The sequence below is a fragment of the Spirosoma gilvum genome, from assembly GCF_054776815.1.
The window spans coordinates 184,333-206,940 of the sequence record NZ_BAAHBH010000003.1; the positions used below are offsets into that span (position 1 = coordinate 184,333).

Genomic DNA, 22,608 nt, shown 5'->3' on the forward strand with positions numbered 1-22,608 from the left:
TAAACTAAAAAGAGACGTTTTTAGGACGTCTCTTTTTGGGGTTAAAAATCGGTTTTATACAATACAGACCTTACTTGGGCATTGCGAAGACTGACGGATCAATGGTTGGGTTGAAAGCGATATTGGATATCGTTATCGTGATCGGTCCAGGGGCGCCTGGGGTCTCCATATCGATCGTTGTTGGAACGGTAAGCCCATCAATCGTTTTGTAGCCGCCATATTTAAGCTTTATATCACCCGACTGGCCTTGCATACTGACGGTGGCTTTCATCCCGGCAATTTGATAAGTTGATGCATCAACGTAGTAATTGGCAACGCCTTCCGGGCGAGTTACTTTCAGATTGTAGACATCTTTGTCGCCCTGCTTTTCCTTCCCGACAAATTCAACCGGGTATTTCTGCGTTTTGGCGGCCAGTAAGTCGGCGCCCATCACGTTGGTATTCCCTTTCTGCATTTTCACCTGGTCGTCTGGAAGGGCCATCGGGGTTGTGCCACCCTGCATGGGGTTAATGGTCCAGCCTTTATCGCCGTCAACGACGGTAGTGATTTGCTGCCCCATTACTGAAATGTCCTGACGCATCGACTTGCCGACAACGATGGACGCTTTGCCCGAAAGATCCATACCTGCTATGCTCAAACTCTGATCATACTGCAACGTTTTGACGGCGGTTACTTTGTCAGCTCCGCCTAAAGCCGCAATGTTCTTGTCAATGACTTCATCGGCTGTCTGGGCGAAGGTTAAGGCCGGAAACACCACCAGGGCAATAAGAGTTTTCAGTTGTTTTTTCATGGAATAGTTTAGTCAGAACCTAACCAAAGATAGAACTCTGGTACTGAAAGTATGTGCAAGTTTCGTTATAACGACGGAGATGCAGATACATTATTGCACAGTCGGCAACTTTAGCGGTCTATCGGCTTGCAGGGCTGACGGCTGTTGGCTACCTTCATCGGTTGAAACCTTAAATGATAAAATAGATAATGTCGCCTACGACCCGCGTCAAACTTTCCGTCATGATGTTCCTCCAATTTTTTGTATGGGGAGCCTGGTACGGTCAGATGAGTAAATACCTATTAACCGAACTACATGCCACAGGTGATCAGGTAGGTAATGCGTATGCTGCCTTTTCGCTGGCCATGATCATTGCCCCCTTCTTTGTTGGGATGATTGCCGACCGTTACTTCGCTGCTCAGAAAGTACTGGGTGTGTTAAACCTGCTTGGCGCTGGCGTTTTGTATTTTATTACGCAGAACACCGATTCTAGTCAGTTTTTTTACCTGATTCTGGCTTATTGCCTTACGTTTGCCCCAACCCTGGCGTTGACCTCATCCATTGCCATGCAGCAAATGAGTAGTCCGGAGAAAGAGTTTCCTGGCATACGCGTATTGGGTACGGTGGCATGGATCATCGTAACGAACATTGTTGGCTATTATGGCTTTGGCGATAAGGTAACGATCTTCCAACTGTCGATGTATTCAGCCGCCATACTGGGTGTACTCTCGTTCTTTCTGCCCAACACCCCCCCCAAAGTCGCTACATCAAGCTCATTCTCGCAGATTCTGGGTCTGGATGCGTTCAAACTCTTTAAAGATCGCTCCTTTGCTATTTTCTTCCTGTCGTCGGTGCTGATCTGTATTCCGCTTTCATTCTACTACGCCATGGCTAACCCCTCGCTGACCGATGGCGGTATGCAGAATGTCGAGAACAAAATGTCATTGGGACAGGCATCTGAAGTGATTTTTATGCTGCTCATTCCACTGGCTTATAGTCGGTTGGGTGTGAAGAAGATGCTGATCGTCGGCCTGATTGCGTGGATTGTCCGGTTTATCTGCTTCGGTTATGGTGATGTATCCTCCGAGTGGATGCTTTATATTGCCATTGTACTGCATGGAGTATGTTACGATTTCTTCTTCGTAACGGGGCAGATTTATACCGACAATAAGGCGGGTGAAAAAATCAAATCGTCGGCTCAGGGGCTGATTTCCATTGCTACCTACGGCATCGGAATGGGCATAGGCTCCAAAATTTCGGGTATTGTGCTGGACATGTACACCCGGCCCGACGGTACCAAAGACTGGCTGAACGTATGGCTGGTTCCGGCCGGTATTGCCGCTGTTGTGCTGATTCTGTTTGTGCTGCTGTTTACGGATAAACAGAAAACACAAGCAAAGGAAGGAGAATTAGTGACTGGAAATTTATAGAAGGGGAGAAGAGGACGAAAGTGAAGAAGGATTTGGTTGCAATATTTTTTTGATTTTCGTTCTCCTTTCGTTCATTTTTCTTTTTGTGTATGGAAAAGAAACAACGGATAGTAATCTATAAAGACTTAAATGATCCATATCGCCAATTTTTACGGGATGGTATGGACCTGACTCCTGATGAATTATATGTTCGTTTCATGGAAATGCGGGCACGAAATAGAATTATGTTTGGTCTTAAAAAAAAGACAGATCAGCGATTGACCATACATAAGCCTTCATGGATGTAGCAAATCAGGATTTTCTAGACTTTACGAAATGTGCCTCCGATAATCAATTGGTTTATGTGATTATTGGAGGTTTTGCCATGTATCTAAATGGTATTCGCCGAAATACTGAAGATTTTGATGTTTGATTGGGACCAACGCAGGAAAATAGAGATCGATTTTTAAAAGCTATTTCGGCTTTTGGTTATGAAGATAGTGATATTGAGGCTATGCGTTCAGTCGATTTTACACAGTCCCAGGTCATAAAAATCCATGACATTCCAATGGATGTATTAACGCAAGTACATCATCGCCTTGATTATAAGGCTTGTCGACAAAGGGCTAAAGCGTTTGTGGCAAAAGTAGGATATACGATTTACTTTTTACACATAAATGATCTTCGGGAGGTAAAGGTATTAGCTCGTCGTACAAAGGATTTGAACGATATTTAAATCATCGACGCTGTTAAAAAACAAGATGAATCGACTGATTCCTAGCCTTCCTCCCTTTATTCCCTTTTCTCCTTTATAATGCAACTTATATCCTACAACCTAAACGGTATCCGGGCGGCTATGCGTAATGGCCTGATCGACTGGCTAGCCAATCAATCATTCGATATTCTTTGTTTTCAGGAAGTTAAAGCTACTGCCGATGTAGTTGATCTGAAACCGTTTGAAGATTTGGGCTACCAATACCACTGGCATGCTGCCGAGAAAAAAGGCTACTCGGGTGTAGCAACTTTTTCGAAAATCCCTCCTACCAACGTTGTGCTGGGTTGTGGATTACCCGTATATGACTGCGAAGGCCGGATTCTTCGGACGGATTTTGATGATCTGACTTTACTTAATTGTTACTTTCCATCGGGAACATCGGGTGAGGTACGTCAGGGTGTTAAGATGGAATTTCTGGCCGATTTCTATACCTATATCGATAACCTGCGCAAAACCCGCTCTAAGCTCATTGTGGTAGGGGATTACAACATTGCACATACTACCATCGATATTCATGATCCGGTTCGGAACAAAAATACAACTGGATTTTTGCCCGAAGAGCGGGCCTGGATGGATAGCTGGTTTGGTTCGGGTATGACCGACGGATTCCGGTATAAAAACCCGGATAAGGTTTCCTACAGTTGGTGGAGTTATCGGGCAGGGGCGCGGAGCAACAACAAGGGCTGGCGTATCGATTATGCATCCCTAACCGACAATCTCCGCAACCAGATCCTCGACTGCCAGATGCTCCCCGACGCCGTCCACGCCGACCATTGTCCGGTGTGGTTATCAATTTTGAATGATAGAGTGATTGAATGATTGAATAGGCTGGCGCAAGCGGTTTTTATTCAATCATTCTATCACTCTATCATTCAAAATTAATCCATGTATTATCTCATCTACAAACCGTACCTCATGCTTTCGCAGTTTTCGCGGGAGGGTGAAAAGCCGACGTTGGCTGATCTGGATTTTGATTTTCCGAAAGATGTGTACCCCGTTGGTCGGCTCGATGCGGATAGTGAAGGTTTGCTGCTGCTGACCAGCGATAAGCAATTGAATCATCGACTGCTGAATCCTAAGTTTCGGCATCACCGAACCTATTATGTGCAGGTGGAAGGTGCATTGACCGAACAGGCTTGTTCTCAACTGGCAAAGGGCGTGACTATTTCCGTGGATGGGAAACCGTATCATACCTTATCAGCCAACGCTCAGATTATCTCTGAACCGGCGCTGCCTGAACGAAATCCGCCCATTCGCTATCGAGCCAGCATTCCTACGTCCTGGTTATCGATTTCACTGCATGAAGGTAAAAATCGGCAGGTTCGAAAAATGACCGCTGCCGTCGGATTCCCGACACTTCGACTAGTGCGTTGGGCCATTGAAAGTCTTACCGCAGAAGGTATGCAACCTGGTGAAATCCGTGAATTAAATCGGTCGGTGATGATGCGGGGGTTGAATGTATAGTCATTCAGTTGTCATTTGTGGTCATTCATTTTGGTGGGCCACGATCAATGACAATGAATGACCAAAAATAACCACCGAATGACCTTTATAATATTCCCTCATCGGCGAAGCTGTAATAGGCTTTATCGGTGAAGATCAGATGGTCCAGTACAGGAATGTCCAGAATTCGTCCGGCATCTTTCAACTTACGAGTCAAATCTTTGTCAGCCTGTGAGGGCATAAGATTGCCGGAGGGGTGATTATGGAACAGAATAATCGATGAAGCCAGGTGTTCAAGCGCCTGTTTGAAAATGATTTTTGGATCGGCGACAGTACCCGATATGCCGCCTGAACTGATTTGCACCGGTCGAAGAATTTCATTGGCCCGGTTCATGAGCAAAATCCAGAACTCTTCGTGTGGTTTGTCGATCAGGTGCGGAATCATTTCATTATACGCATCGCGTGAGCAGGTTACTCGGGCTCGTTGCGGACGATCCTGTTCTTTACGTCGACGACCGAGTTCAAGCGCAGCTACAATGCTGATAGCCTTAGCTTCGCCAATACCCCGAAATTTTGATAGATCCTTGATACTGAGCTTGGCTAAGTCGTTGAGGTTGTTGTTGACGCTTTTGAGAATGATTTTGGCGACGTCTACAGCGGTCAGATCGACCGTACCCGAGTTGATCAAAATAGCAATCAGTTCGGCTTCGGATAGAGCCGCTTTGCCTTTTAGCATTAGCTTCTCACGTGGCCGGTCTTCTTCGGCCCAGCTTTGGATGTTGCCGGAATTTTCGTAGTTCATTCGTGCAAGTAAGTTACGGAGCGTTTTCCGTCGACAAAATGCACAAAAAAACCTTACCCACAAATAGGTAAGGTTTTAGATGAAGTGTCCGGACAATTTAATTGGTCCTCTGGATTCTCTACTCTATCAATGGCATAAAACGAATCGATAGAATCCAGAGAATCTGAATGAGTCCGTCAGAATTAAGCGTTAGCAGCTTTCAGGCCATTAACCAAACGAGCCAGTTTCGACTTGTTATTAGATGCTTTATTCTTATGGATAATGTTCCGCTTGGCGAGTTTATCCAGCGCTGACGAAACCGATTTGAACAGCTCAACGGCCATTGCGTGGTCGGTAGTAGCACGGAGTTTTTTAACCATGTTACGGGTGGTAACATGCTGGTAACGGTTCTGGAGCCGCTTCTTGGCACTCGACCGGATTGCTTTTTTTGATGACTTATGGTTTGCCATTGGTATATAATAAGATCGTTGTCGCGATATGAGGGCGCAAAAATAAGAAATTCGACTGGAACAACCAAAGGTTCCAGTCGAATTTCTTTGCTTTATCCTATTCTTATGGGCGAATATCAGCGTTGACAATCAACGTTTTTTCCCAAATTCCCTGGTTCTGTGTTACGAACTCTTTATAGGCTGCGCTCTTCTCAAAAGTTTTTATATCAGCTTCTGATTGAAACGTAAGATAATGTACTACGTCATAATCAGAAACCGCCTGATTTGGCAAAATTGTCTTGCCCGATGTGTAATTGACGATCTGTGGAATTTCATGCTTTAGGGACGCAAAACCGTTCATATGCTGTTCAACAGCTTGAGATTCGACCCCTTTTTTAAATTTTATGCACACAATTTGCTGTTTCTGGGCTTTCCGCGCAGGTGAGTAAGCACCATAGATTGTTAAAGCAAACGCACACATCAACACAACGACAAGGGCGTACCCTTTTGATTTAGCATTCATGATTATTCGATATTTTTCTGTTTTTCGAAATTTTGTTCTGAGTAACATGGATCTTTAATTGAATAGTTACTATTTTTCGCTGTAAAGTACCATGTTTGATCAAATGTACTATAGATTTATTTGGTTGTTCATCTCAGCCAATATTTTTTTTTGGGGTTTAGTAAGCGGTAACCCAATCGTGGTGGGGAAATCGGCTCAAAAGCGCCCTGTCTGGGGATTTTATGCCCATCAGCAGATCAATCGACTGGCTGTTTTTACGCTACCAACGGAGATGATGCCCTTCTTTAAAAAGTACATAACCTATCTGAGTGATAATGCAGTAAATCCTGATAAGCGACGGTACGCTGTGGTTGGAGAAGCCCCGCGTCATTTTATCGATCTGGATGCTTACCCGGATACTACAACAGCTACACTGCCCCGGTATTATAAGGAAGCTACGAATCGCTATGGGGCTGATACGCTGGCGCTACATGGTATTGTGCCCTGGCAAATTCAGCTTACGAAATATCAGTTGACTGAAGCCTTCAAGGAGCGGGATGTTCGCCGGATTTTGCGAGTTGCGGCTGATTTGGGTCATTACATTGCCGATGCGAATGTGCCGCTACATACCACGCGCAATTATAATGGGCAGTTAAGCAATCAACAGGGGATTCATGGTTTTTGGGAATCGCGCTTGCCAGAGTTATTCAGTGTCGACTATGATTTTCTAACGGGGCAGGCCGAATACGTTTATTCACCACAGAAAGCAGCCTGGCGAGCGGTTTTCAACGCTAATGCCGCTCTGGACTCTGTGCTACGTTTTGAACAGCAACTAACCACTGAAGTAGGCGAAACACAGAAATTTGGTTTCGAGGAGCGAAATGGGATAACCACCAAAGTTTATTCGGCAGATTTTTCAAAACGCTATCATGAACGACTAAAAGGACAAGTCGAGCGACAAATGCGGGCGTCGGTGAAGATGGTTGGTGATTTCTGGTACACCTGTTGGGTGGATGCTGGTCAGCCCGATTTACGAGCTTTAGCGAACTATCAACTCACAGAAGTTGAGCAAAAAGAGGAAGTCGAAGAGAAGAAAAATTGGCTGAAACGGTTGTTTTCGGCGAGGGAGGAGAATTAGTGGTTAATTTTGCTAAACAAATTCTTGATACTGCGATACACTGTAAAATCTGTATTTCCAGCTGTGACCTTATCGGCCCGACTATTCATCACGAGAGAGTGTGTTATATTCTTCACTCCCCTACCAGGTTTTAATCGCTCGGCGAGCATAACTGCTAAATCCTGACCGGTTATTACAAATAAGTCGCTCCATCTATTTTCTTGTCTTACCAGCAAGAAGAAGTAAAATTGTATTGGTGGATTCAAAAGCTGTAGACGAGGTAAGGAAAACTGAACTCTATAACCATTTAGCTTTGCTTTAGCTTGAGCTGTTTTAACTTGAACTCTTCGAAGTTCGCCATTGTCATCTTTTACTACAAAAATATCGTCGCCCCTGTCAACCTCTGGAATTGCAACATTCCATCCAAGCATTAGGAATTCTGACATTGCAAATAACTGCCCGGCTTTGCCGATATAGTTATTAAACATTTTACTCATGCGAAAAAGAATAAGTATATAGGGTTATATCGGTAGCAGGGTCAATAAACTTAATCTGCCCAATTTTTGCTAAAGATTCATCGTCATCTATGCCTAATAAAATGGGTACAATAAAACGCTCCACACGGTTATGGTATGTTTCAAAGTCCGCTTTCGTATCATAATTAACAAAAACGCTGCCTGATGGATGGGCATTTGGAAACTCTTCATAGAACTTCTTACGAGTCAATGGGGACATATTGAATGTAATACCATCCATTTGACGATTTACATAGATATCGATTGGCATCATAATTAGGACAGAGTTTGTGTTTCAAAAATAGAAAAGAGAGTTGCTTCGAGCAACTCTCTTTTGACCCCTATACTGACAACTGCTTCATATACTCAGCGTCATTTTTCATGCTGATAATCGACGACTCGGGGTATTGCTCCTGTTCGACGAGGAAGTACTTGATGCCGCTGTTCATAGCAATACGGAGAGTCTTCTTGAAGTCTACATTGCCTTTGCCAAGGTCATTCTGGACGGGTTTGCCTTCTTGTACTTTATAGTCTTTTACGTGGCAGAGTTCGTAGCGTTTACCGTACTTTTTAAGGTGCTCTTCGGTGTTTACACCGGCTACATCAATCCAGCACAAATCCAGTTCAAACATCACGTATTTGGGATCAGTATTAGCCAACAGGAATTCCTGAGGGAGTTTGCCATCAAGCGGCCGGAACGAATAGTCGTGGTTGTGATACCCGAATTTTAGTCCGGCTTTTTTGACCTCTTCGCCAACCGTATTGAACTGATCGGCTACTTTCTTCCAATCGTCCCAGGTTTTTTGCGGGCCGTAAAATGGGCAAAGAAGGTAGGTCAATCCGGCATCGTGTGCCATTTCGATGCTTTTCTTGAGTTGATCCGGCTTGTCAACTTCGGCCCGATAGTTGAAGTGGGTACTGACCATTTTTACGCCCAGCCCATCAAGGAACGATTTAATTTCTTTCGGCTGCATGCCCCACAAAAAGCCTTGTGGCCCACTGTAGCTTTCGAATTGTTTATAGCCCATCTGCGCCAATTGTGTCATAACGCCTTTTGGGTCTTTCGGCATCACGTCACGGACGCTGTAAAGTTGAGCACCAAATGGATTAATCGTCTTGGCAGGAGCGTTGGCTAGTAGATTGGTTTGGTTAAGGGTTAAAGCACCCGCCGTAAGCAGGCCGGTATGCTTAAGGAAACTACGTCGTTGCATAGGTTGAAAGTTTACAAAGCGAAAGTGTAAAGATGGGGAAAAAGATTGAGTGATTGAGTGGTTGAGTGGTTGAGTGGTTGAGTGAAATCCTGCGTCAATTTTTTCACTCAACCGCTCAATCACTCAATCACTCAATTGATCTTTATCTTTGTGCATGAATTTTTCCAAAATTTATTTACAGCCTGGGCGTGATGAAGCTGTTCGTCGGTTTCACCCCTGGGTGTTTTCGCGGGCTATCAGTCGCTATGAAGGTCATGTGGCTGATGGTGATGTCGTTGAGGTGTATGATAATAAGCAGCGGTACCTGGCAACGGGCCATTATCACGATGGTAGTATCGCTGTACGATTGTTTTCGTTTGGGGCTACAGCGGGTGGGCCTGTGGTGCCCAATGTGGCCTACTGGACAGAGAAACTATCGCATATTCGTAGCATTCGCCAAACGATTGTGACAGGTGATACCAACTGTTATCGACTCGTTCATGGGGAAGGCGATGGCTGTACCGGCCTGATTCTGGATATGTATAATGGTGTGGTTGTGTTACAGGCTCACTCGATTGGTATGCATCGGGAGCGGGAACTGATTACCGACGCACTAAAAGCTGTTTTTGGCGATGAGCTGAAAGCTGTATATGATAAAAGCGCCGATACATTGCCTGATGAATACGGCGCTACCGTTACCAATGGTTATTTATATGGCCGCACACCTGTTCCACATCCAGTTCAGGAAAACGGCAATACCTTTCTAGTCGATTGGATAACAGGTCAGAAGACTGGTTTTTTCCTGGATCAGCGCGATAATAGAGCCTTACTGGCGCAGTACGCACACGGCAAAAAGGTGCTGAACGCCTTCTGTTATTCAGGTGGCTTTTCCGTCTATGCGCTCAAAGCGGGAGCTAGTTCCGTTCATTCGGTTGATGTATCGCAGAAAGCTATTGACCTGACTAATCGGAACGTAACCGCCAACTTTGGCGAAAACAGCCCCCATGAAGCCTTTGCGGAAGATGTCATGCATTATCTGAAAGGACACGATCACCAATATGATGTGGTAGTGCTTGACCCACCGGCGTTTGCTAAAAGTTTATCAGCCCGGCACCGTGCCGTTCAGGGCTATAAACGATTGAATGCTGAAGGGTTTCGACGGGTAGCCCAGGGGGGAATCCTGTTTACCTTCTCCTGCTCGCAGGTAGTCGACCGCGAATTGTTTTATAATACGATTGTGGCAGCCGCTATTGAAGCGGGTCGGCAGGTACGCGTACTGCATCATCTGAGCCAACCGGCCGACCATCCCGTCAGTTTATTTCACCCCGAAGGAGGGTATTTGAAGGGGTTGGTGTTGTGGGTGGAATAGAAGTGAAGAATAGCTTATAACCTTTTATTCTGCACTCTATACTTTTCATTCTTCACTATTAATTTCCTTTCCCTTAATTTTGACCCTTAACTGGGGTGCTGACTGTACTCTCCAGCCCGGCCGATCTTTCGTATAAACCGATATACACATAGCTAAATTATGGCTGAATTAATTCGAATGCCCAAAATGAGCGACACCATGACCGAAGGCGTCATTGCGGAGTGGCACAAGAAAGTGGGCGATAAAGTAAAGTCCGGCGATATACTGGCCGAAGTTGAAACCGATAAGGCAACCATGGATCTCGAATCGTATGAGGAAGGAACCCTGCTTTATATCGGTGTTGAAAAAGGCGCTTCTGTACCGGTCGATGGCGTATTGGCCGTGATCGGAGCCGAAGGTGAAGACTACAAAGCGTTACTCAGCGGGTCCAGTGGTGGAAGTCAGGAAGTAGCTCCTGCCTCCAGCACAGCACCTGCTCCGGCCAATAGCGTCAGCAACGAGGCTACCACAAAATTACCCGATCAGCAGGCTGTTTCAGCAGCTCCGGCTGAGAAAGTAAATGCTTCGGTCATTCGGATGCCGAAAATGAGCGACACCATGACTGAAGGAACCATCGTTGCCTGGCATAAAAAAGAAGGCGACACGGTAAAGTCGGGTGATGTATTGGCCGAGGTTGAAACCGATAAGGCAACCATGGACCTCGAAGCCTACGAAGAAGGCACATTGCTTTACATTGGTGTGAAAGAGGGTTCGTCGGTAGCCGTTGATGATGTTATCGCTGTTGTCGGAGAAAAAGGAGCAAACTTTAAAGTACTCCTTGAAGGAGGTGGCTCACCTGCTCCGGCTGCTACCGGTGAAGGTGGTAGTGCTACCGCTCAGCAAAATCCACAGACGAGTGTACCCGCCAACGCCGATACGGACTTATCGTATGCTGGTGCCTCCGGAGACGAACAAGGCTCAAATGGACGAGTCAAAGCATCCCCTCTGGCGAAGGCTATTGCTGCCGATAAAGGGATTAATCTGGCGCAGGTACATGGTACTGGTCCGGAAGGCCGTATTGTGAAGAGCGATGTAGAATCGTTTGTTCCTGGAGCTGCTCCGGCTGCTAAACCTGCACCAGCCCAACCAACGGCTCAGCCTGCACAGGTACCGGCCGCAACACCAACTCCTACGGCACCAGCAGTGCCTACACCTGCTGCAACATCCGTTGGGGGCGAATACGAAGATGTTCCGGTCAGTCAGATGCGGAAAACCATTGCCCGTCGCCTGAGCGAAAGTCTGTTTACCGCTCCACATTTCTACCTGACCATGGAAATCAACATGGACAAGGCGATGGAGTTGCGTGGTACGGTCAATGCCGTAAGTCCCGTAAAAGTATCGTTCAATGATTTCGTAATCAAAGCGGCTGCTCTGGCGTTGAAACAGCACCCGAATGTAAATTCGTCTTGGCTGGGTGATAAAATCCGTAAATATAAATACGTGAATATCGGTGTTGCCGTAGCCGTTGATGAAGGGCTGCTGGTGCCGGTTATTCGCAATGCCGATCAGAAAACGCTGTCGACCATTTCGGGCGAAGTAAAAGATCTGGCCGGTAAAGCAAAAGACAAAAAACTACAGCCGAAAGATTGGGAAGGTAGCACATTCTCGATCTCGAATCTGGGTATGTTTGGCATCGACGAGTTTACTGCGATCATCAACCCACCCGATTCCTGCATTCTGGCGATAGGCACGATCAAGCAGACTGTAAAGTTTGAGGGCGAGGTGGCTAAACCAACCAACGTCATGAAAGTAACGCTCTCCTGCGACCACCGCGTAGTGGATGGCGCTACAGGGGCTGCTTTCCTACAAACGGTGAAGCAACTGCTCGAAGATCCGATGCGGATGTTGGTATAAAAATGGGAACAAGGAAAAGGGACGAAGGGAGAAAAGGAATGCAAACGCAACTCCTTTTCTCCTTTCGTCCCTTTTCCTTGTTCCTCTAAAAATTTATATCGCTGCGGGCTCTAGAGCGCCTTGCAGTTTTTGTTCCAGTACGTTCTTGGGAACGGCACCGATTACTTTATCGACTAACTGACCGTTTTTGAAGATCATCAGCGTTGGGATGCTGCGGATACCAAATTTGGCTGGAACCTGCGAATGCTGGTCTACGTCCATTTTGGCGACAACGGCTTTCCCTTCGTATTCGCTGGCGAGTTGTTCAACAACCGGGCCTACCATCCGACAAGGGCCGCACCATTCAGCCCAGAAGTCTACTAAAACAGGTTTATCAGAATTTATGAGTTCGTTGAAGTTCGCGTCGGTTGCTTCTACGGCAAGTGATCCTGCTGCCATGAGTGAAAATAGTTTATTAGTTTAACTTGTTTCTCCCACATAAACCGTTTTCAGTCCGATTAGTTCCGAATCCTACGCCACCTTGCAGGTGACCCCGTCCATGGCTTCCAGCGCACGCAGGAAGGTGTTGGCCGGGAATACCTTCAGGGTTCGTGCCTGTAAACTGACCTCGATCCGTTCGATAGGGTCAATTACATTGAGCGACAGGGAGCAAGTGCCTGGATGCGCATTGACCAGTTCGTTGATCTGACTGATTAACTGGGCATTCACCGAATCCAGCGTTAGCGATACGCGGACTTCCTTACAGAATTTCTCGCGCATCTCGCTCAATAACCGAATGGTTATAGGTTTAAACTCCAGATTCTCGGAATTCCAGCGGTTTTGCGTTTTACCCGTAATGTGCAGAAAACGACCGACTTCAATATACTGCCCAAGACGAACGTAATCATCTCCAAAAAGGGCCATTTCTATAGAGGTGCTGTAATCCTCAATCTTGAAAATGCAGAACGGGTTACCGTTTTTGGCGATTTTCGTTTGCATGGCCGACACAATACCCGCCACTTTAATTTCAGGAGCCTTGATTTCGTAAATTTTGTCGAGCGTGCAATTACAAAAACCTTCCAGCTCGAGCTTAAACTCATCAAGCGGGTGGCCGGTAATGTAGAAACCCACCACATCTTTCTCGAATTTTAGCTTTTCGATCTGATTCCATTCGGGCACCGTTGGCGCTTTCGGGCGGGGTAGCATCGGTTCGCCACCGGTCAAAGCACCAAACAGCGACTGCTGCGCTGCGGCTTTCTCGGCGTGGTAGTTGTTGGCGTAACGGATTATTTTTTCCAGATAAGCACTGGTTTCCCCAACTGGAATGTCGAAGTACTGCGCCCGATGATACTCGTCAAGCGCATCGAACGCACCTGCATAAGCGAGCGATTCGAGGGTTTTCTTGTTAACGGTGCGGAGGTTGACCCGAATCGCAAAGTCAAAAATGTCTTTGTATGGACCACCTGCCTGCCGTTCCTCAATGATGGCTTCGACAGCCGCATCACCTGCCCCTTTGATACCACCCAATCCAAACCGGATTTCCCCTTTGTTATTCACACCAAATACACGCTCCGATTCGTTTACATCAGGGCCAAGTACGGGAATGCCAAGGTTTTTACATTCTTCGAGGAAGAACGTGATCTTTTCAATGTTGCCTAAGCTACTGGTTAATACGGCAGCCATGTATTCTGACTGGTAGTACGTTTTCAGATAAGCCGTCTGGTAGGCGACAAACGCGTAACAGGTCGAGTGCGATTTATTGAACGCGTAGGATGCGAAGGCTTCCCAGTCGGTCCAGATTTTCTCGCAGGTTTTTAGGGGAAGATTATTGGCCGAACAACCGTCCATAAATTTGCCCTTCATCTTATCGAGGGTCGCCCGGTCTTTCTTACCCATCGCTTTCCGCAGCACGTCGGCATCCCCTTTGGTGAAGTTGCCCAGCTTCTGCGACAGCAGCATCAATTGCTCCTGATAAACCGTAATGCCGTAGGTATCGGCCAGGAATTCCTCCATTTCGGGGAGGTCGTACTTCACTTCTTCGCGGCCATGTTTGCGGGCAATGTAGTTAGGGATATAAGCAATTGGGCCGGGTCGGTAGAGGGCATTCATCGCAATGAGGTCCCCGAAGCGGTCAGGCTTCAGGTCTTTCATGTGCTTCTTCATTCCGTCGGATTCGAACTGGAAAATAGCGTTGGTTTCACCCCGCTGGAACAGTTCATAAGCCTTAGGGTCGTCTAACGGAATATCGTCAATGTCGGTTTCAACACCGTTGATAAAAAAGCCCCCGTGATTTTGCTTGATGAGCCGCAGGCATTCTTTAATGATGGTGAGGTTGCGAAGACCCAAAAAGTCCATCTTAATAACCCCCGCATCCTCAATAACCTTTCCCTCATATTGGGTTATAATCAGGTTCGTATCTTTGGATGTTGATACCGGCACGATGTTCGACAGATCATCGGGGGCAATGATGATTCCGGCAGCATGAACACCCGTGTTTCGTACGGTTCCTTCCAGTCGACGCGCCTGTTGCAGTACGTTCTGCACTTTCTCCGTATCGATCAGCTTCATAGCCCGCCCTACCGACTGATCGCCCGCTTCGAGAGCCCGCATCCGTTTTACGTTCTCGACCTCATCGGGCTGAATAACGCTCGCAAGTCCACCAGGCCCATCGATAGGGTCCTCGAAGATTCGCTTGAGTGTCATGTTATACGTTGGCTTATCGGGCACGAGTTTGGCCAGCGCGTTGGCATCGGGGAGCGGAAGGTCCATTACCCGCCCTACATCTTTAATCGACGATTTAGCGGCCATCGTACCATACGTAACAATCGCGGCTACCTGTTGCTTTCCGTATTTATCGACCACGTAATCGATTACCCGCTGACGGCCTTCGTCGTCGAAGTCCGTATCAATATCGGGCATTGACTTCCGGTCGGGGTTGAGGAAACGCTCGAACAGCAGGTCGTACTTAATGGGGTCAATATTGGTAATCCCAATGCAATAAGCGACAGCACTACCGGCGGCACTTCCCCGGCCAGGGCCTACCATCACGCCCAGATCACGGCCAGCCTTGATGAAGTCGGCTACGATGAGGAAGTACCCGGCAAATCCCATTGTCTTGATCGTGAATAGCTCAAAGTCAAGTCGTTCCTGGGCTTTCTGGTCAATTTCGCCCCAGCGTTTTTTCGCTCCTTCAAAGGTCAGGTGCTTGAGGTACTCCCACTGGTTAGCAACGTCGTCGGTATGGATCTGAAATTCCTGGGGAATTGGGAAGTTGGGCAGCAGAATATCCCGCTTGAGTTTCAACACCTCAACCTTATCGACAATCTCGTTGGTGTTGTCGATGGCTTCGGGTAGATCATGAAACAACGTGCTCATTTCCTGCGTGTTCTTGAAATAGAACTGATCAGAAAAGAATGCAAAGCGTGTATTCTTGGGCATAGCCTCTTCGTCGTTGAACTCCTTCATCGACGGTGTGCTTTGCTTTTCGCCCGTATTCACGCAGAGCAGAATATCGTGCGCTACCCAGTCATCGCGGTCTACATAGTGCGAATCATTGGAAGCAATAATCTTGACGTTGTATTTCCGGGCGAACTTGACCAGCACTTCATTGGCTTTGATCTGATCGGGAATTTCGTGCCGTTGTAATTCAACATAGTAGTCTTCGCCAAACCGATCGAGCCACCACTTAAATTCGATTTCGGCAGCCTCTTCGCCTTTTTTCAGGATCGTTTTCGGCACAATGGCACCGATGCAACAGGTCGTTGCAATGAGCCCTTCCTTATACTTATCGATTAGCGCCTTGGTTACGCGTGGGTATTTGCCGTAAAGCCCTTCCATATAACCCAGCGAACAAAGTTTCGCCAGGTTTTTGTAGCCCTGCGGATTTTTGGCCAGTAGCAGTTGGTGATAGCGAATGTCCTTCTGCTCTTTGGTAAACTGCTTGCGCGTATGATCGTCCACCACATAAAATTCACACCCCACAATCGGTTTGATACCCTGCTTACTGGCTTCGGCAACAAACTCGAATACACCAAACATATTGCCATGGTCGGTGATAGCAACGGCGGGCATATTGTCGGCTTTGGCCTTCTTAATCAGCTTCTTAATGTCGGCCTGCCCGTCGAGCAGGGAGTATTGGGTATGGCAGTGGAGGTGGGAGAATTGCATGGGTCTAAACTTTCTGAACCAGGATTTATATGATTTTCCTGATTAACGGGATTTTGTTCCTTTGGTAAAAATAGGAAATCCGGCTAGGACAGTAATAGTGCAAGACAAGGATTTTTTGAACGAGTTCTGTAATCGGTTGAGGATGAAAAGCATTCTTGTCAACCTATACTAAAGTTCGAACGGCTTGTATAACCTTGTCTTTCACTTGCGGCCATGTGATGTTTTTTAGGGTAACCGGGTCTGTCTGTTGATCTGCGTCGTCAAAATAGGTTAATGAACGAATCACATAGCCAGGGTCGCTGTTAGGATATTTCACTATAAACCAGTGGAGCATCTCTGTTAAGGAGAAGTGATTGAGCAGTTCGGCTATATCCCAAAAATCCTTTTTGGCTCCGCGTCCACTAACCGCTCCTAATTTCATAGCGATAATGTCTTCAAGAGACCATAACCGAATACCCTCATCTTGAATAAATGGGCTAAGGACCGGATAACGATGGGCCAGTAGGTCAACCTTAACTCCGTCAATCAGGAGACTCAGCGTATGTCTGGCTTCGTCTGTTTTGATTAAAGTGGGAAATTCAGTTACGAGTTCATCAAATACTTCCTGCTCAGAAAAGGCTCGATCGGTAAACAAGTCGAGGTCTACGGATAAACGATGTCCAAATTGGAGGGCTAAATTAGTTCCGCCTGCTAACGCAAATGGATCAAGCAATGGGTGTTGCATGAGTCGCTTTAGTAATTCCAGGGTTGTTGGCTCGACTGTTGACGGGTGTAGCATCGGAACTGTTGGGGAGAGAGAGCAAAAATGGCGCAGCAGAATGACAGGGTTTTCTTTTTTAAATAAGCAGCCTGAATAACTTCTGCTTTAACCCGCTCGTGACCGTAATAGTGCAGAATTTCAAGAATATCAGCCCATAGCCCATAGTTCATTACCTTCTCAATAATGAACTGAGCATTAACTTCATAGTCAAGCTTCTGCATATCCACATCCCAGAAAGCTGTAGGAGAAAGGTTAGGGTGTGAAGTCATAGAGGAAATGCTGCATCTAGAATTTGTTGCTTTCGTAAAAATAGAAAATCTAGTGAGTTCTATAGACAGCGTAGTTTAAGATTAATTGAGCCATCTTACGACAAGATACCCGAAGGTGCAGGATGGATGAGTTAACAAGACTGTCCATCTTGCACCTTAAAATCCGGCAGATCCTACGGCTGAATCTTATTCAAAATGAAAAAAAACCTTATTGCGCTCGCTTTTACGCTTATTGGAAGTGTACAGCTTATAGCCCAAAAGACAACAAATACCTCCTTTCCTGATGGGAGTCCGATAAGCAACTGGTTTACGACTATACAAAAAGTGAGCCTTGCCCAGCTCGGGAGGGCGTACGTGATTACGGACTTTGGAGTAAAGCAAGACAGTACGCTGGTGCAGACGGTAGCCATTCAGAAGGCTATCGATGCTGCCGCGCAAAAAGGCGGAGGTGTGATCGTGATTCCGAAGGGGACATTCATGAGCGGAGCCCTCTTCTTCAAGCCGAAAACCCATCTGTATGTATCGGAAGGAGCAGTGCTGAAAGGCTCTGATAATATTGCCGACTACCCAAAGTTACCATCTCGAATGGAGGGGCAAAGTCTGGATTATTTTGCCGCGCTGGTCAATGCTTATCAGGTGAATGGCTTTACCATTTCGGGCAAAGGGACAATTGACGGCAATGGTTTACACTTCTGGGAAGCGTTTTGGGCCCGGCGTAAAGAAAATCCGAACTGCACCAATTTGGAAGTGTCGCGTCCTCGGCTGGTGTTTATCTGGAAATGTACTAACGTGCAGGTGCAGGATGTCAAACTGCACAATGCCGGTTTCTGGACCAGTCATTACTACCAGTGCCAGAACGTGAAAGTGCTGGATGCCCATATTTATTCGCCCTACAAACCTGTGAAAGCCCCTAGTACAGATGCCATTGACATTGATGCCTGTAACAATGTATTGATCAAAGGTTGTTATATGTCGGTAAATGATGATGCTATTGCCCTGAAAGGTGGTAAAGGTCCCTGGGCTGATCGGGTGCCGAACAATGGAGCTAATACAAACATCATCATTGAAGACTGTGAATTTGGTTTCTGCCATTCGGCGCTCACCTGCGGAAGCGAAGCTATTCACAACCGGAATATTGTGATGCGCAACTGCCATGTCAGCGAGGCCAGCCGGGTGTTGTGGCTCAAGATGCGGCCCGATACACCACAGCTTTATGAATACATTACCGTGGAAAATATAAAAGGACAGGCGCGTAGTCTTTTATACGCAAAACCCTGGACTCAGTTTTTTGACCTACAGGGCCGTAAAGACATCCCGATCTCGTTCTCCGATCATGTAACGCTGAAAAACATTGAACTTAACTGTGATACGTTCTTTGATGTGGCGGTCTCTGAAAACGACAAACTGACCAACTTCACCTTCGAGAACTTCAGGGTCGAAAGCAAAAATGCGGCTATCGACAAACGGGTTGTCTGGGGACTTACTCTCAAAAATGTGCGAGTTAACGATAAGCTGATAGAGTAAGAAATACAGGCAGGCTACTGTTTCTGTAAGGCCCAGACGTAACAGCCTGAACTGGCTGTAGGCCGTTTTACAAACGAAAAAACTGGAGATGGGTAGTCTTTCCCACCACAGTTAAGGGTAACCTGAACCACGAATTTGGGTGCGTTTTGGAGTATGGTTTCGGAAATAATAATCTGATTATTCGACGCATTTTTATACGTACTTTTTGTCAGATCATTGGAAAGGGTGTCTTTCTGGACGTAAATGTCATAGATGAGTTGATTTGACGAGTTGCCCTGATAATCAGAAGCGACCAGCAGAGCACCTGGGTAACCACTTTCGCAGGGAGCCTGTGCTACTAAGGTCGCTGGCGGTTGACAGCCAGTCGTTTGGGGATCATTAGTTGCCTGTTTGCAATCCGTTATAAACAGGATGCTTGCCCAAAGAAGAGTGATGCGCAGGATCTTTATCATGTCAAGCTGAATTGCCTGAACAGGATAACTCTTAAAGAATAAAATTGTCTATACTATCAGCTAATAAATTAATGAAAGCCGATTTTTGTAGCGTATAATTTTAAAAATGCCTATAAATTCACACTTTTTAGGCCTGTTTATACCTAAAAAACATGGCACAGCGTTTGATAGAAAAGCTGTGAACATAACCCATCGCTAATCATACTATCATGGCTACTCATTACGCCGTTCGATCCTTTTGCACTACGTTACTAGCCCTACTGGCTATTGGTTTCCTGGCTACATCCTGTAAAAAAAATGGAGGCACTGATGTTGTCGATCCCCGCGATCAATACTTGGGAGTATATACCGGAAATTACCGATCAACGCTTTACATAAATAACACCTTGCCCGCCAGTGACCCTGAAGTGGGTACGGTCCAGATTACGGTTGCCAAAGCTCAGGCGGATAATCAGGTTTCGCTGGAACTACTCTTCAATGGGGCAACCAAGCAGACTGTGACAGCCGAATTGACCAACGCTACGTTTACGATTGTGGATAAAAACAGCGAGCCTCTTGTCTTTGGTGGTAAAACCTACGATGCTCAATATGTAGCTCAGGGCCAGTTTGTGGTACAGGAGAAAACGTTTACGCTCAATACAACCGCCGAAACCGTACAACTGGGCGTTACCCTCACCAAACGGGGAGATATTACTGGTACGAAGAAGTAACGTAAATGACCAATCAGTTGATCGAACCATCTGATACCCGATTACGAACCGGCCATTGGCCGGTTTTTTTTATGCACTCGTCAAGTGCGGTAGAATACCGAAAGGCTATTCTTTGAAAGGAAACGAACCATTGCATTTTAACCAATAGGTCTATTCCTGACTATGAAATACATCTTAATGTTTTGCCTGGCTGTCTGCTACCATGGTTTGTGGGCACAGACACCCGTTGCTCCATCGGCTGCCGCTACTGCCTCAACAGCTACTAAACCAGCATCGGCAGATGAAAAAGCAGTTATTGCTACCGAAAAAAAGCGATTTACTGCCCAGATTGATAAAGACTTTGCTGTGCTGGATCGCGTACTGGCCAGTGATATGATTTATAATCACTCAAGTGGCGTATCCGACACCAAAACGTCATTTGTCGAGTCGATCCGGGATGGAAAAACCGTCTACCAGGCCATTGATATAGAAGAGCAAAAAGTCCGTGTTTATGGCAATACAGCTGTCATCAACGGGCTATGCATGCTCAAAGCGACCAGCAATGGTAATCCAGTCAATAACCACCTGCGCTATCTGTCGGTCTATGTAAAAAAAGGCGGGCAGTGGCAAATGGTAGCCTGGCAGTCGCTGAAACTGGCTTATTAATCCGAACCGGGATTTATATGATTAAACTGACCGACTGTGATTGCTTTTGAAGAAAGCGTTAATACAAAATCATAGTCGGTCAGTTCAATCATATAAATCCTGGTTCAGACTTTCAAAAACTCGCGCAGTTCTGTGGCATCGTGCGGATTCATTCGTCCGGCCAGAACCAGCCGGAGTTGCCGACGGCGAAGGGCACTGTCGTAGCGGGCTTTTTCGTCGGCCGTTTCAGGAATCACAGCGGGTACTTCAATTGGTCGGCCACTTTGGTCAACGGCCACAAAGGTGTAAAAGGCACTGTTGGTGCTGACTCGAATCCCAGCCGGAATATCTTCGGCCCATACCTCGATAAATACTTCCATCGACGAGCTGAAGGCGCGGGTTACCTGTGCTTTCATGGTCACGATATTGCCCAGCCGGATGGGTTCCGAAAAGGAGACATTGTCGACCGAAGCCGTCACGACAATTCGATTTGAGTGTTTTTGAGCCGCAATTGCTGCGGCAATGTCCATGAAGTGCAGTAGGCGCCCGCCCATCAGATTGTTCAGGGTGTTGGTATCATTGGGAAGTACCATTTCGGTCATAACCGTCATGGATTCTCGGGCAAATTTTGGTTGAGGCATTTTTATTGTCGTTAATGAAAGTAGTTAGTAGTTAGGAGCGAGGAGTGAGAATGGCTGTCGCATTCTATTGCTTTCGCGTCAGCCTTCTCACTCCTCGCTCCTAACTCCTCGCTACTGTAGTACAAAGCAATTATAAAACGGTTATAATCAATAACTGCCTGCCAAACAAATCTACTGGATTGTCGTTCTTTGAATGCGAGTACCCTGTTTTGAATACATTCACCAATTTCCAATCAATCATGCACACTCAACGTCAGGCCCCCATGCTACGAAGCTGGGGCTTGTTAGGCGCCTTTGCCATCGTTCTGACACTATTCTTTTCAGCCTGTAAGAAAGACGACAGTAATCCTCCAACACTGTCAACCATTAATGAGTTAATTAGTACGGGTAGTCAGTTTACCTTGCTGAAAGCGGCTGTGGCTAAAGCTGGGTTTGATGCAACCCTGAGCCAGGCCGGAACGTACACCGTATTTGCCCCGACTGATGCCGCGTTTAAACTGTTAGGATACGGGGATGTTAATGCCATTAACTCAGCATCGACTGATCTGATTAAAGCCATTTTACAATACCATGTGCTGAGTACTCGGGTCGCTTCTGCCGATCTTCCCGTTGGCGTAAATACACCTCAGCAAACCCTGGCTGGTGCACCTGTTTATATGTCAAGAGTGACGTCGGCCTCCTCAACGACCACATCGGTTACGTCGAGTACAATTTCGATCAACGGAGCCCACATTTTACAGGCCGATGGACAGGCTAGTAACGGCGTTGTTTATGCCATTGATCGGGTATTGATCCCCCCCGCCTTTGGCGATATTGCCGCAACGATTCAAAATATTCCATTGCTGATTCCATCGGCATCGTTTAAGCTGCTTCAGGCGGCAGTTGCCAAAACGGGTGCCGTAAGTTCACTGACAGCCGCTGGGCCGGTTACCGTTTTTGCCCCGACCGATGCCGCTTTTAAAGCCGTAGGTTATGACTCAGCAGCTATCGCAAAAGCCACCGTTCCAGCCCTGACCAGCGTTCTCAGTTATCATTTGTTAGGAGGTCGTGTGTATACCCCATTGATTACCAATGGTTCCAGTCTGACAACTCAGCAAGGAGGTACCATTACGGCTGGTATCAGCACAACCGCTCTGACGATAACGGGTAAAGGCAACGGAGGGACCGCTTCCAACATTACCGGCCCCGACATTACTGCTACCAACGGTGTGGTACATATCATCGACCGGCTGTTGTTACCACAGTAAATGGCTTAAACGCAAAGGCGCTG

Annotated in this window: 25 protein-coding genes; 12 read left to right on the forward strand and 13 right to left on the reverse strand. The window is 46.7% G+C overall.

From position 1 onward, the window contains the following. Positions 1-70: 70 nt before the first annotated feature. On the reverse strand, positions 71-790 hold the full coding sequence (locus tag ACYVFD_RS09100; RefSeq protein ID WP_461089591.1) for a DUF4292 domain-containing protein: 720 nt from the start codon (positions 788-790) through the stop codon (positions 71-73). A 188-nt stretch (positions 791-978) separates the two neighbouring features. Between ACYVFD_RS09100 and ACYVFD_RS09105 the strand changes: the two genes are divergently transcribed. The 5 genes from ACYVFD_RS09105 (at position 979) to ACYVFD_RS09125 (ending at position 4,417) form a co-directional block, all read left to right on the forward strand. Further along, positions 979-2,199 carry a nucleoside permease gene (locus ACYVFD_RS09105; RefSeq protein ID WP_461089592.1) on the forward strand — a complete coding sequence of 407 codons (1,221 nt, stop codon included), beginning with the start codon at positions 979-981 and terminating at the stop codon, positions 2,197-2,199. An 89-nt stretch (positions 2,200-2,288) separates the two neighbouring features. After that, positions 2,289-2,486, forward strand: coding sequence for a hypothetical protein (locus ACYVFD_RS09110; protein WP_461089593.1), 198 nt, complete (start codon positions 2,289-2,291; stop codon positions 2,484-2,486). Positions 2,487-2,611: 125 nt separating this feature from the next. After that, complete coding sequence (locus ACYVFD_RS09115) at positions 2,612-2,914, forward strand: hypothetical protein (protein ID WP_461089595.1); 303 nt, start codon at positions 2,612-2,614, stop codon at positions 2,912-2,914. Positions 2,915-2,992: 78 nt separating this feature from the next. Then, complete coding sequence (locus ACYVFD_RS09120) at positions 2,993-3,772, forward strand: exodeoxyribonuclease III (RefSeq protein WP_461089596.1); 780 nt, start codon at positions 2,993-2,995, stop codon at positions 3,770-3,772. Positions 3,773-3,838: 66 nt separating this feature from the next. After that, positions 3,839-4,417 (forward strand): pseudouridine synthase, encoded by a 579-nt coding sequence (locus tag ACYVFD_RS09125; protein ID WP_461089597.1) that lies wholly within the window; start codon positions 3,839-3,841, stop codon positions 4,415-4,417. An 85-nt stretch (positions 4,418-4,502) separates the two neighbouring features. On the opposite strand, the gene radC is transcribed toward ACYVFD_RS09125, so the two are convergent. From radC to ACYVFD_RS09140, 3 genes are all read right to left on the reverse strand, one after another. Continuing rightward, positions 4,503-5,198 (reverse strand): RadC family protein, encoded by a 696-nt coding sequence (radC, locus tag ACYVFD_RS09130; protein WP_461089598.1) that lies wholly within the window; start codon positions 5,196-5,198, stop codon positions 4,503-4,505. Between the two features lie 182 nt (positions 5,199-5,380). Beyond that, positions 5,381-5,647, reverse strand: a complete 267-nt coding sequence (gene rpsT, locus ACYVFD_RS09135) for a 30S ribosomal protein S20 (protein WP_461089599.1) — start codon at positions 5,645-5,647, stop codon at positions 5,381-5,383. 103 nt (positions 5,648-5,750) lie between these two features. Then, positions 5,751-6,149 (reverse strand): Dabb family protein, encoded by a 399-nt coding sequence (locus ACYVFD_RS09140; protein WP_461089600.1) that lies wholly within the window; start codon positions 6,147-6,149, stop codon positions 5,751-5,753. A gap of 103 nt (positions 6,150-6,252) precedes the next feature. Here ACYVFD_RS09140 and ACYVFD_RS09145 point away from each other — a divergent pair, with 103 nt between their 5' ends. Further along, positions 6,253-7,266, forward strand: a complete 1,014-nt coding sequence (locus ACYVFD_RS09145; protein ID WP_461089601.1) for a zinc dependent phospholipase C family protein — start codon at positions 6,253-6,255, stop codon at positions 7,264-7,266. On the opposite strand, the gene ACYVFD_RS09150 is transcribed toward ACYVFD_RS09145, so the two are convergent. The 3 genes from ACYVFD_RS09150 to ACYVFD_RS09160 form a co-directional block, all read right to left on the reverse strand. Continuing rightward, positions 7,263-7,742: a PDDEXK-like family protein gene (locus tag ACYVFD_RS09150; RefSeq protein WP_461089602.1), complete on the reverse strand. Its 480-nt coding sequence runs from the start codon at positions 7,740-7,742 to the stop codon at positions 7,263-7,265. The genes ACYVFD_RS09145 and ACYVFD_RS09150 overlap by 4 nt on opposite strands. Beyond that, positions 7,735-8,034 carry a hypothetical protein gene (locus ACYVFD_RS09155; RefSeq protein ID WP_461089603.1) on the reverse strand — a complete coding sequence of 100 codons (300 nt, stop codon included), beginning with the start codon at positions 8,032-8,034 and terminating at the stop codon, positions 7,735-7,737. The genes ACYVFD_RS09150 and ACYVFD_RS09155 overlap by 8 nt, the downstream gene beginning before the upstream one ends. Before the next feature lie 67 nt (positions 8,035-8,101). After that, on the reverse strand, positions 8,102-8,971 hold the full coding sequence (locus tag ACYVFD_RS09160; RefSeq protein WP_461089604.1) for a sugar phosphate isomerase/epimerase family protein: 870 nt from the start codon (positions 8,969-8,971) through the stop codon (positions 8,102-8,104). Positions 8,972-9,125: 154 nt separating this feature from the next. On the opposite strand from ACYVFD_RS09160, the gene ACYVFD_RS09165 reads away from it, so the two are divergent. Together ACYVFD_RS09165 and ACYVFD_RS09170 are read left to right on the forward strand one after the other, a co-directional pair. Then, complete coding sequence (locus tag ACYVFD_RS09165) at positions 9,126-10,319, forward strand: class I SAM-dependent rRNA methyltransferase (protein ID WP_461089605.1); 1,194 nt, start codon at positions 9,126-9,128, stop codon at positions 10,317-10,319. 159 nt (positions 10,320-10,478) lie between these two features. Then, complete coding sequence (locus ACYVFD_RS09170; protein ID WP_461089606.1) at positions 10,479-12,212, forward strand: pyruvate dehydrogenase complex dihydrolipoamide acetyltransferase; 1,734 nt, start codon at positions 10,479-10,481, stop codon at positions 12,210-12,212. Positions 12,213-12,305: 93 nt separating this feature from the next. On the opposite strand, the gene trxA is transcribed toward ACYVFD_RS09170, so the two are convergent. The 4 genes from trxA to ACYVFD_RS09190 form a co-directional block, all read right to left on the reverse strand. Continuing rightward, positions 12,306-12,650: a thioredoxin gene (trxA, locus tag ACYVFD_RS09175; RefSeq protein ID WP_020595105.1), complete on the reverse strand. Its 345-nt coding sequence runs from the start codon at positions 12,648-12,650 to the stop codon at positions 12,306-12,308. Positions 12,651-12,722: 72 nt separating this feature from the next. Continuing rightward, entirely contained in the window at positions 12,723-16,358 is a 3,636-nt protein-coding gene (dnaE, locus tag ACYVFD_RS09180; protein WP_461089607.1) for a DNA polymerase III subunit alpha, read from the reverse strand. A gap of 163 nt (positions 16,359-16,521) precedes the next feature. Continuing rightward, positions 16,522-17,082 (reverse strand): nucleotidyl transferase AbiEii/AbiGii toxin family protein, encoded by a 561-nt coding sequence (locus ACYVFD_RS09185; RefSeq protein ID WP_461089608.1) that lies wholly within the window; start codon positions 17,080-17,082, stop codon positions 16,522-16,524. An 8-nt stretch (positions 17,083-17,090) separates the two neighbouring features. Continuing rightward, the gene (locus ACYVFD_RS09190) at positions 17,091-17,387 is read right to left on the reverse strand and encodes a DUF6922 domain-containing protein (RefSeq protein WP_461089610.1); all 297 of its coding nucleotides are present in this window, start codon (positions 17,385-17,387) and stop codon (positions 17,091-17,093) included. A 195-nt stretch (positions 17,388-17,582) separates the two neighbouring features. Here ACYVFD_RS09190 and ACYVFD_RS09195 point away from each other — a divergent pair, with 195 nt between their 5' ends. Continuing rightward, complete coding sequence (locus ACYVFD_RS09195) at positions 17,583-18,911, forward strand: rhamnogalacturonidase (protein ID WP_461089612.1); 1,329 nt, start codon at positions 17,583-17,585, stop codon at positions 18,909-18,911. Positions 18,912-18,925: 14 nt separating this feature from the next. On the opposite strand, the gene ACYVFD_RS09200 is transcribed toward ACYVFD_RS09195, so the two are convergent. Next, complete coding sequence (locus ACYVFD_RS09200; RefSeq protein ID WP_461089613.1) at positions 18,926-19,363, reverse strand: hypothetical protein; 438 nt, start codon at positions 19,361-19,363, stop codon at positions 18,926-18,928. 209 nt (positions 19,364-19,572) lie between these two features. On the opposite strand from ACYVFD_RS09200, the gene ACYVFD_RS09205 reads away from it, so the two are divergent. Next, complete coding sequence (locus ACYVFD_RS09205; protein WP_461089615.1) at positions 19,573-20,073, forward strand: hypothetical protein; 501 nt, start codon at positions 19,573-19,575, stop codon at positions 20,071-20,073. A gap of 162 nt (positions 20,074-20,235) precedes the next feature. Continuing rightward, positions 20,236-20,718, forward strand: coding sequence for a nuclear transport factor 2 family protein (locus ACYVFD_RS09210; protein ID WP_461089616.1), 483 nt, complete (start codon positions 20,236-20,238; stop codon positions 20,716-20,718). A 104-nt stretch (positions 20,719-20,822) separates the two neighbouring features. Here ACYVFD_RS09210 and ACYVFD_RS09215 read toward each other — a convergent pair whose 3' ends face one another. Further along, positions 20,823-21,338 (reverse strand): acyl-CoA thioesterase, encoded by a 516-nt coding sequence (locus ACYVFD_RS09215; RefSeq protein WP_461089617.1) that lies wholly within the window; start codon positions 21,336-21,338, stop codon positions 20,823-20,825. 239 nt (positions 21,339-21,577) lie between these two features. Between ACYVFD_RS09215 and ACYVFD_RS09220 the strand changes: the two genes are divergently transcribed. Then, positions 21,578-22,585, forward strand: coding sequence for a fasciclin domain-containing protein (locus ACYVFD_RS09220; protein WP_461089618.1), 1,008 nt, complete (start codon positions 21,578-21,580; stop codon positions 22,583-22,585). Positions 22,586-22,608 lie beyond the last annotated feature (23 nt).

Excerpts from the sequence above, each read along its gene's own strand:
- ACYVFD_RS09100 (WP_461089591.1), bottom strand. The coding sequence starts at position 790 with ATGAAAAAACAACTGAAAACTCTTATTGCCCTGGTGGTGTTTCCGGCC.
- ACYVFD_RS09105 (WP_461089592.1), top strand. The coding sequence starts at position 979 with ATGTCGCCTACGACCCGCGTCAAACTTTCCGTCATGATGTTCCTCCAA.
- ACYVFD_RS09110 (WP_461089593.1), top strand. The coding sequence starts at position 2,289 with ATGGAAAAGAAACAACGGATAGTAATCTATAAAGACTTAAATGATCCA.
- ACYVFD_RS09120 (WP_461089596.1), top strand. The coding sequence starts at position 2,993 with ATGCAACTTATATCCTACAACCTAAACGGTATCCGGGCGGCTATGCGT.
- ACYVFD_RS09125 (WP_461089597.1), top strand. The coding sequence starts at position 3,839 with ATGTATTATCTCATCTACAAACCGTACCTCATGCTTTCGCAGTTTTCG.
- radC (WP_461089598.1), bottom strand. The coding sequence starts at position 5,198 with ATGAACTACGAAAATTCCGGCAACATCCAAAGCTGGGCCGAAGAAGAC.
- rpsT (WP_461089599.1), bottom strand. The coding sequence starts at position 5,647 with ATGGCAAACCATAAGTCATCAAAAAAAGCAATCCGGTCGAGTGCCAAG.
- ACYVFD_RS09140 (WP_461089600.1), bottom strand. The coding sequence starts at position 6,149 with ATGAATGCTAAATCAAAAGGGTACGCCCTTGTCGTTGTGTTGATGTGT.
- ACYVFD_RS09145 (WP_461089601.1), top strand. The coding sequence starts at position 6,253 with ATGTACTATAGATTTATTTGGTTGTTCATCTCAGCCAATATTTTTTTT.
- ACYVFD_RS09150 (WP_461089602.1), bottom strand. The coding sequence starts at position 7,742 with ATGAGTAAAATGTTTAATAACTATATCGGCAAAGCCGGGCAGTTATTT.
- ACYVFD_RS09155 (WP_461089603.1), bottom strand. The coding sequence starts at position 8,034 with ATGATGCCAATCGATATCTATGTAAATCGTCAAATGGATGGTATTACA.
- ACYVFD_RS09160 (WP_461089604.1), bottom strand. The coding sequence starts at position 8,971 with ATGCAACGACGTAGTTTCCTTAAGCATACCGGCCTGCTTACGGCGGGT.
- ACYVFD_RS09165 (WP_461089605.1), top strand. The coding sequence starts at position 9,126 with ATGAATTTTTCCAAAATTTATTTACAGCCTGGGCGTGATGAAGCTGTT.
- ACYVFD_RS09170 (WP_461089606.1), top strand. The coding sequence starts at position 10,479 with ATGGCTGAATTAATTCGAATGCCCAAAATGAGCGACACCATGACCGAA.
- trxA (WP_020595105.1), bottom strand. The coding sequence starts at position 12,650 with ATGGCAGCAGGATCACTTGCCGTAGAAGCAACCGACGCGAACTTCAAC.
- dnaE (WP_461089607.1), bottom strand. The coding sequence starts at position 16,358 with ATGCAATTCTCCCACCTCCACTGCCATACCCAATACTCCCTGCTCGAC.
- ACYVFD_RS09185 (WP_461089608.1), bottom strand. The coding sequence starts at position 17,082 with ATGCAACACCCATTGCTTGATCCATTTGCGTTAGCAGGCGGAACTAAT.
- ACYVFD_RS09190 (WP_461089610.1), bottom strand. The coding sequence starts at position 17,387 with ATGACTTCACACCCTAACCTTTCTCCTACAGCTTTCTGGGATGTGGAT.
- ACYVFD_RS09195 (WP_461089612.1), top strand. The coding sequence starts at position 17,583 with ATGAAAAAAAACCTTATTGCGCTCGCTTTTACGCTTATTGGAAGTGTA.
- ACYVFD_RS09200 (WP_461089613.1), bottom strand. The coding sequence starts at position 19,363 with ATGATAAAGATCCTGCGCATCACTCTTCTTTGGGCAAGCATCCTGTTT.
- ACYVFD_RS09205 (WP_461089615.1), top strand. The coding sequence starts at position 19,573 with ATGGCTACTCATTACGCCGTTCGATCCTTTTGCACTACGTTACTAGCC.
- ACYVFD_RS09210 (WP_461089616.1), top strand. The coding sequence starts at position 20,236 with ATGAAATACATCTTAATGTTTTGCCTGGCTGTCTGCTACCATGGTTTG.
- ACYVFD_RS09215 (WP_461089617.1), bottom strand. The coding sequence starts at position 21,338 with ATGCCTCAACCAAAATTTGCCCGAGAATCCATGACGGTTATGACCGAA.
- ACYVFD_RS09220 (WP_461089618.1), top strand. The coding sequence starts at position 21,578 with ATGCACACTCAACGTCAGGCCCCCATGCTACGAAGCTGGGGCTTGTTA.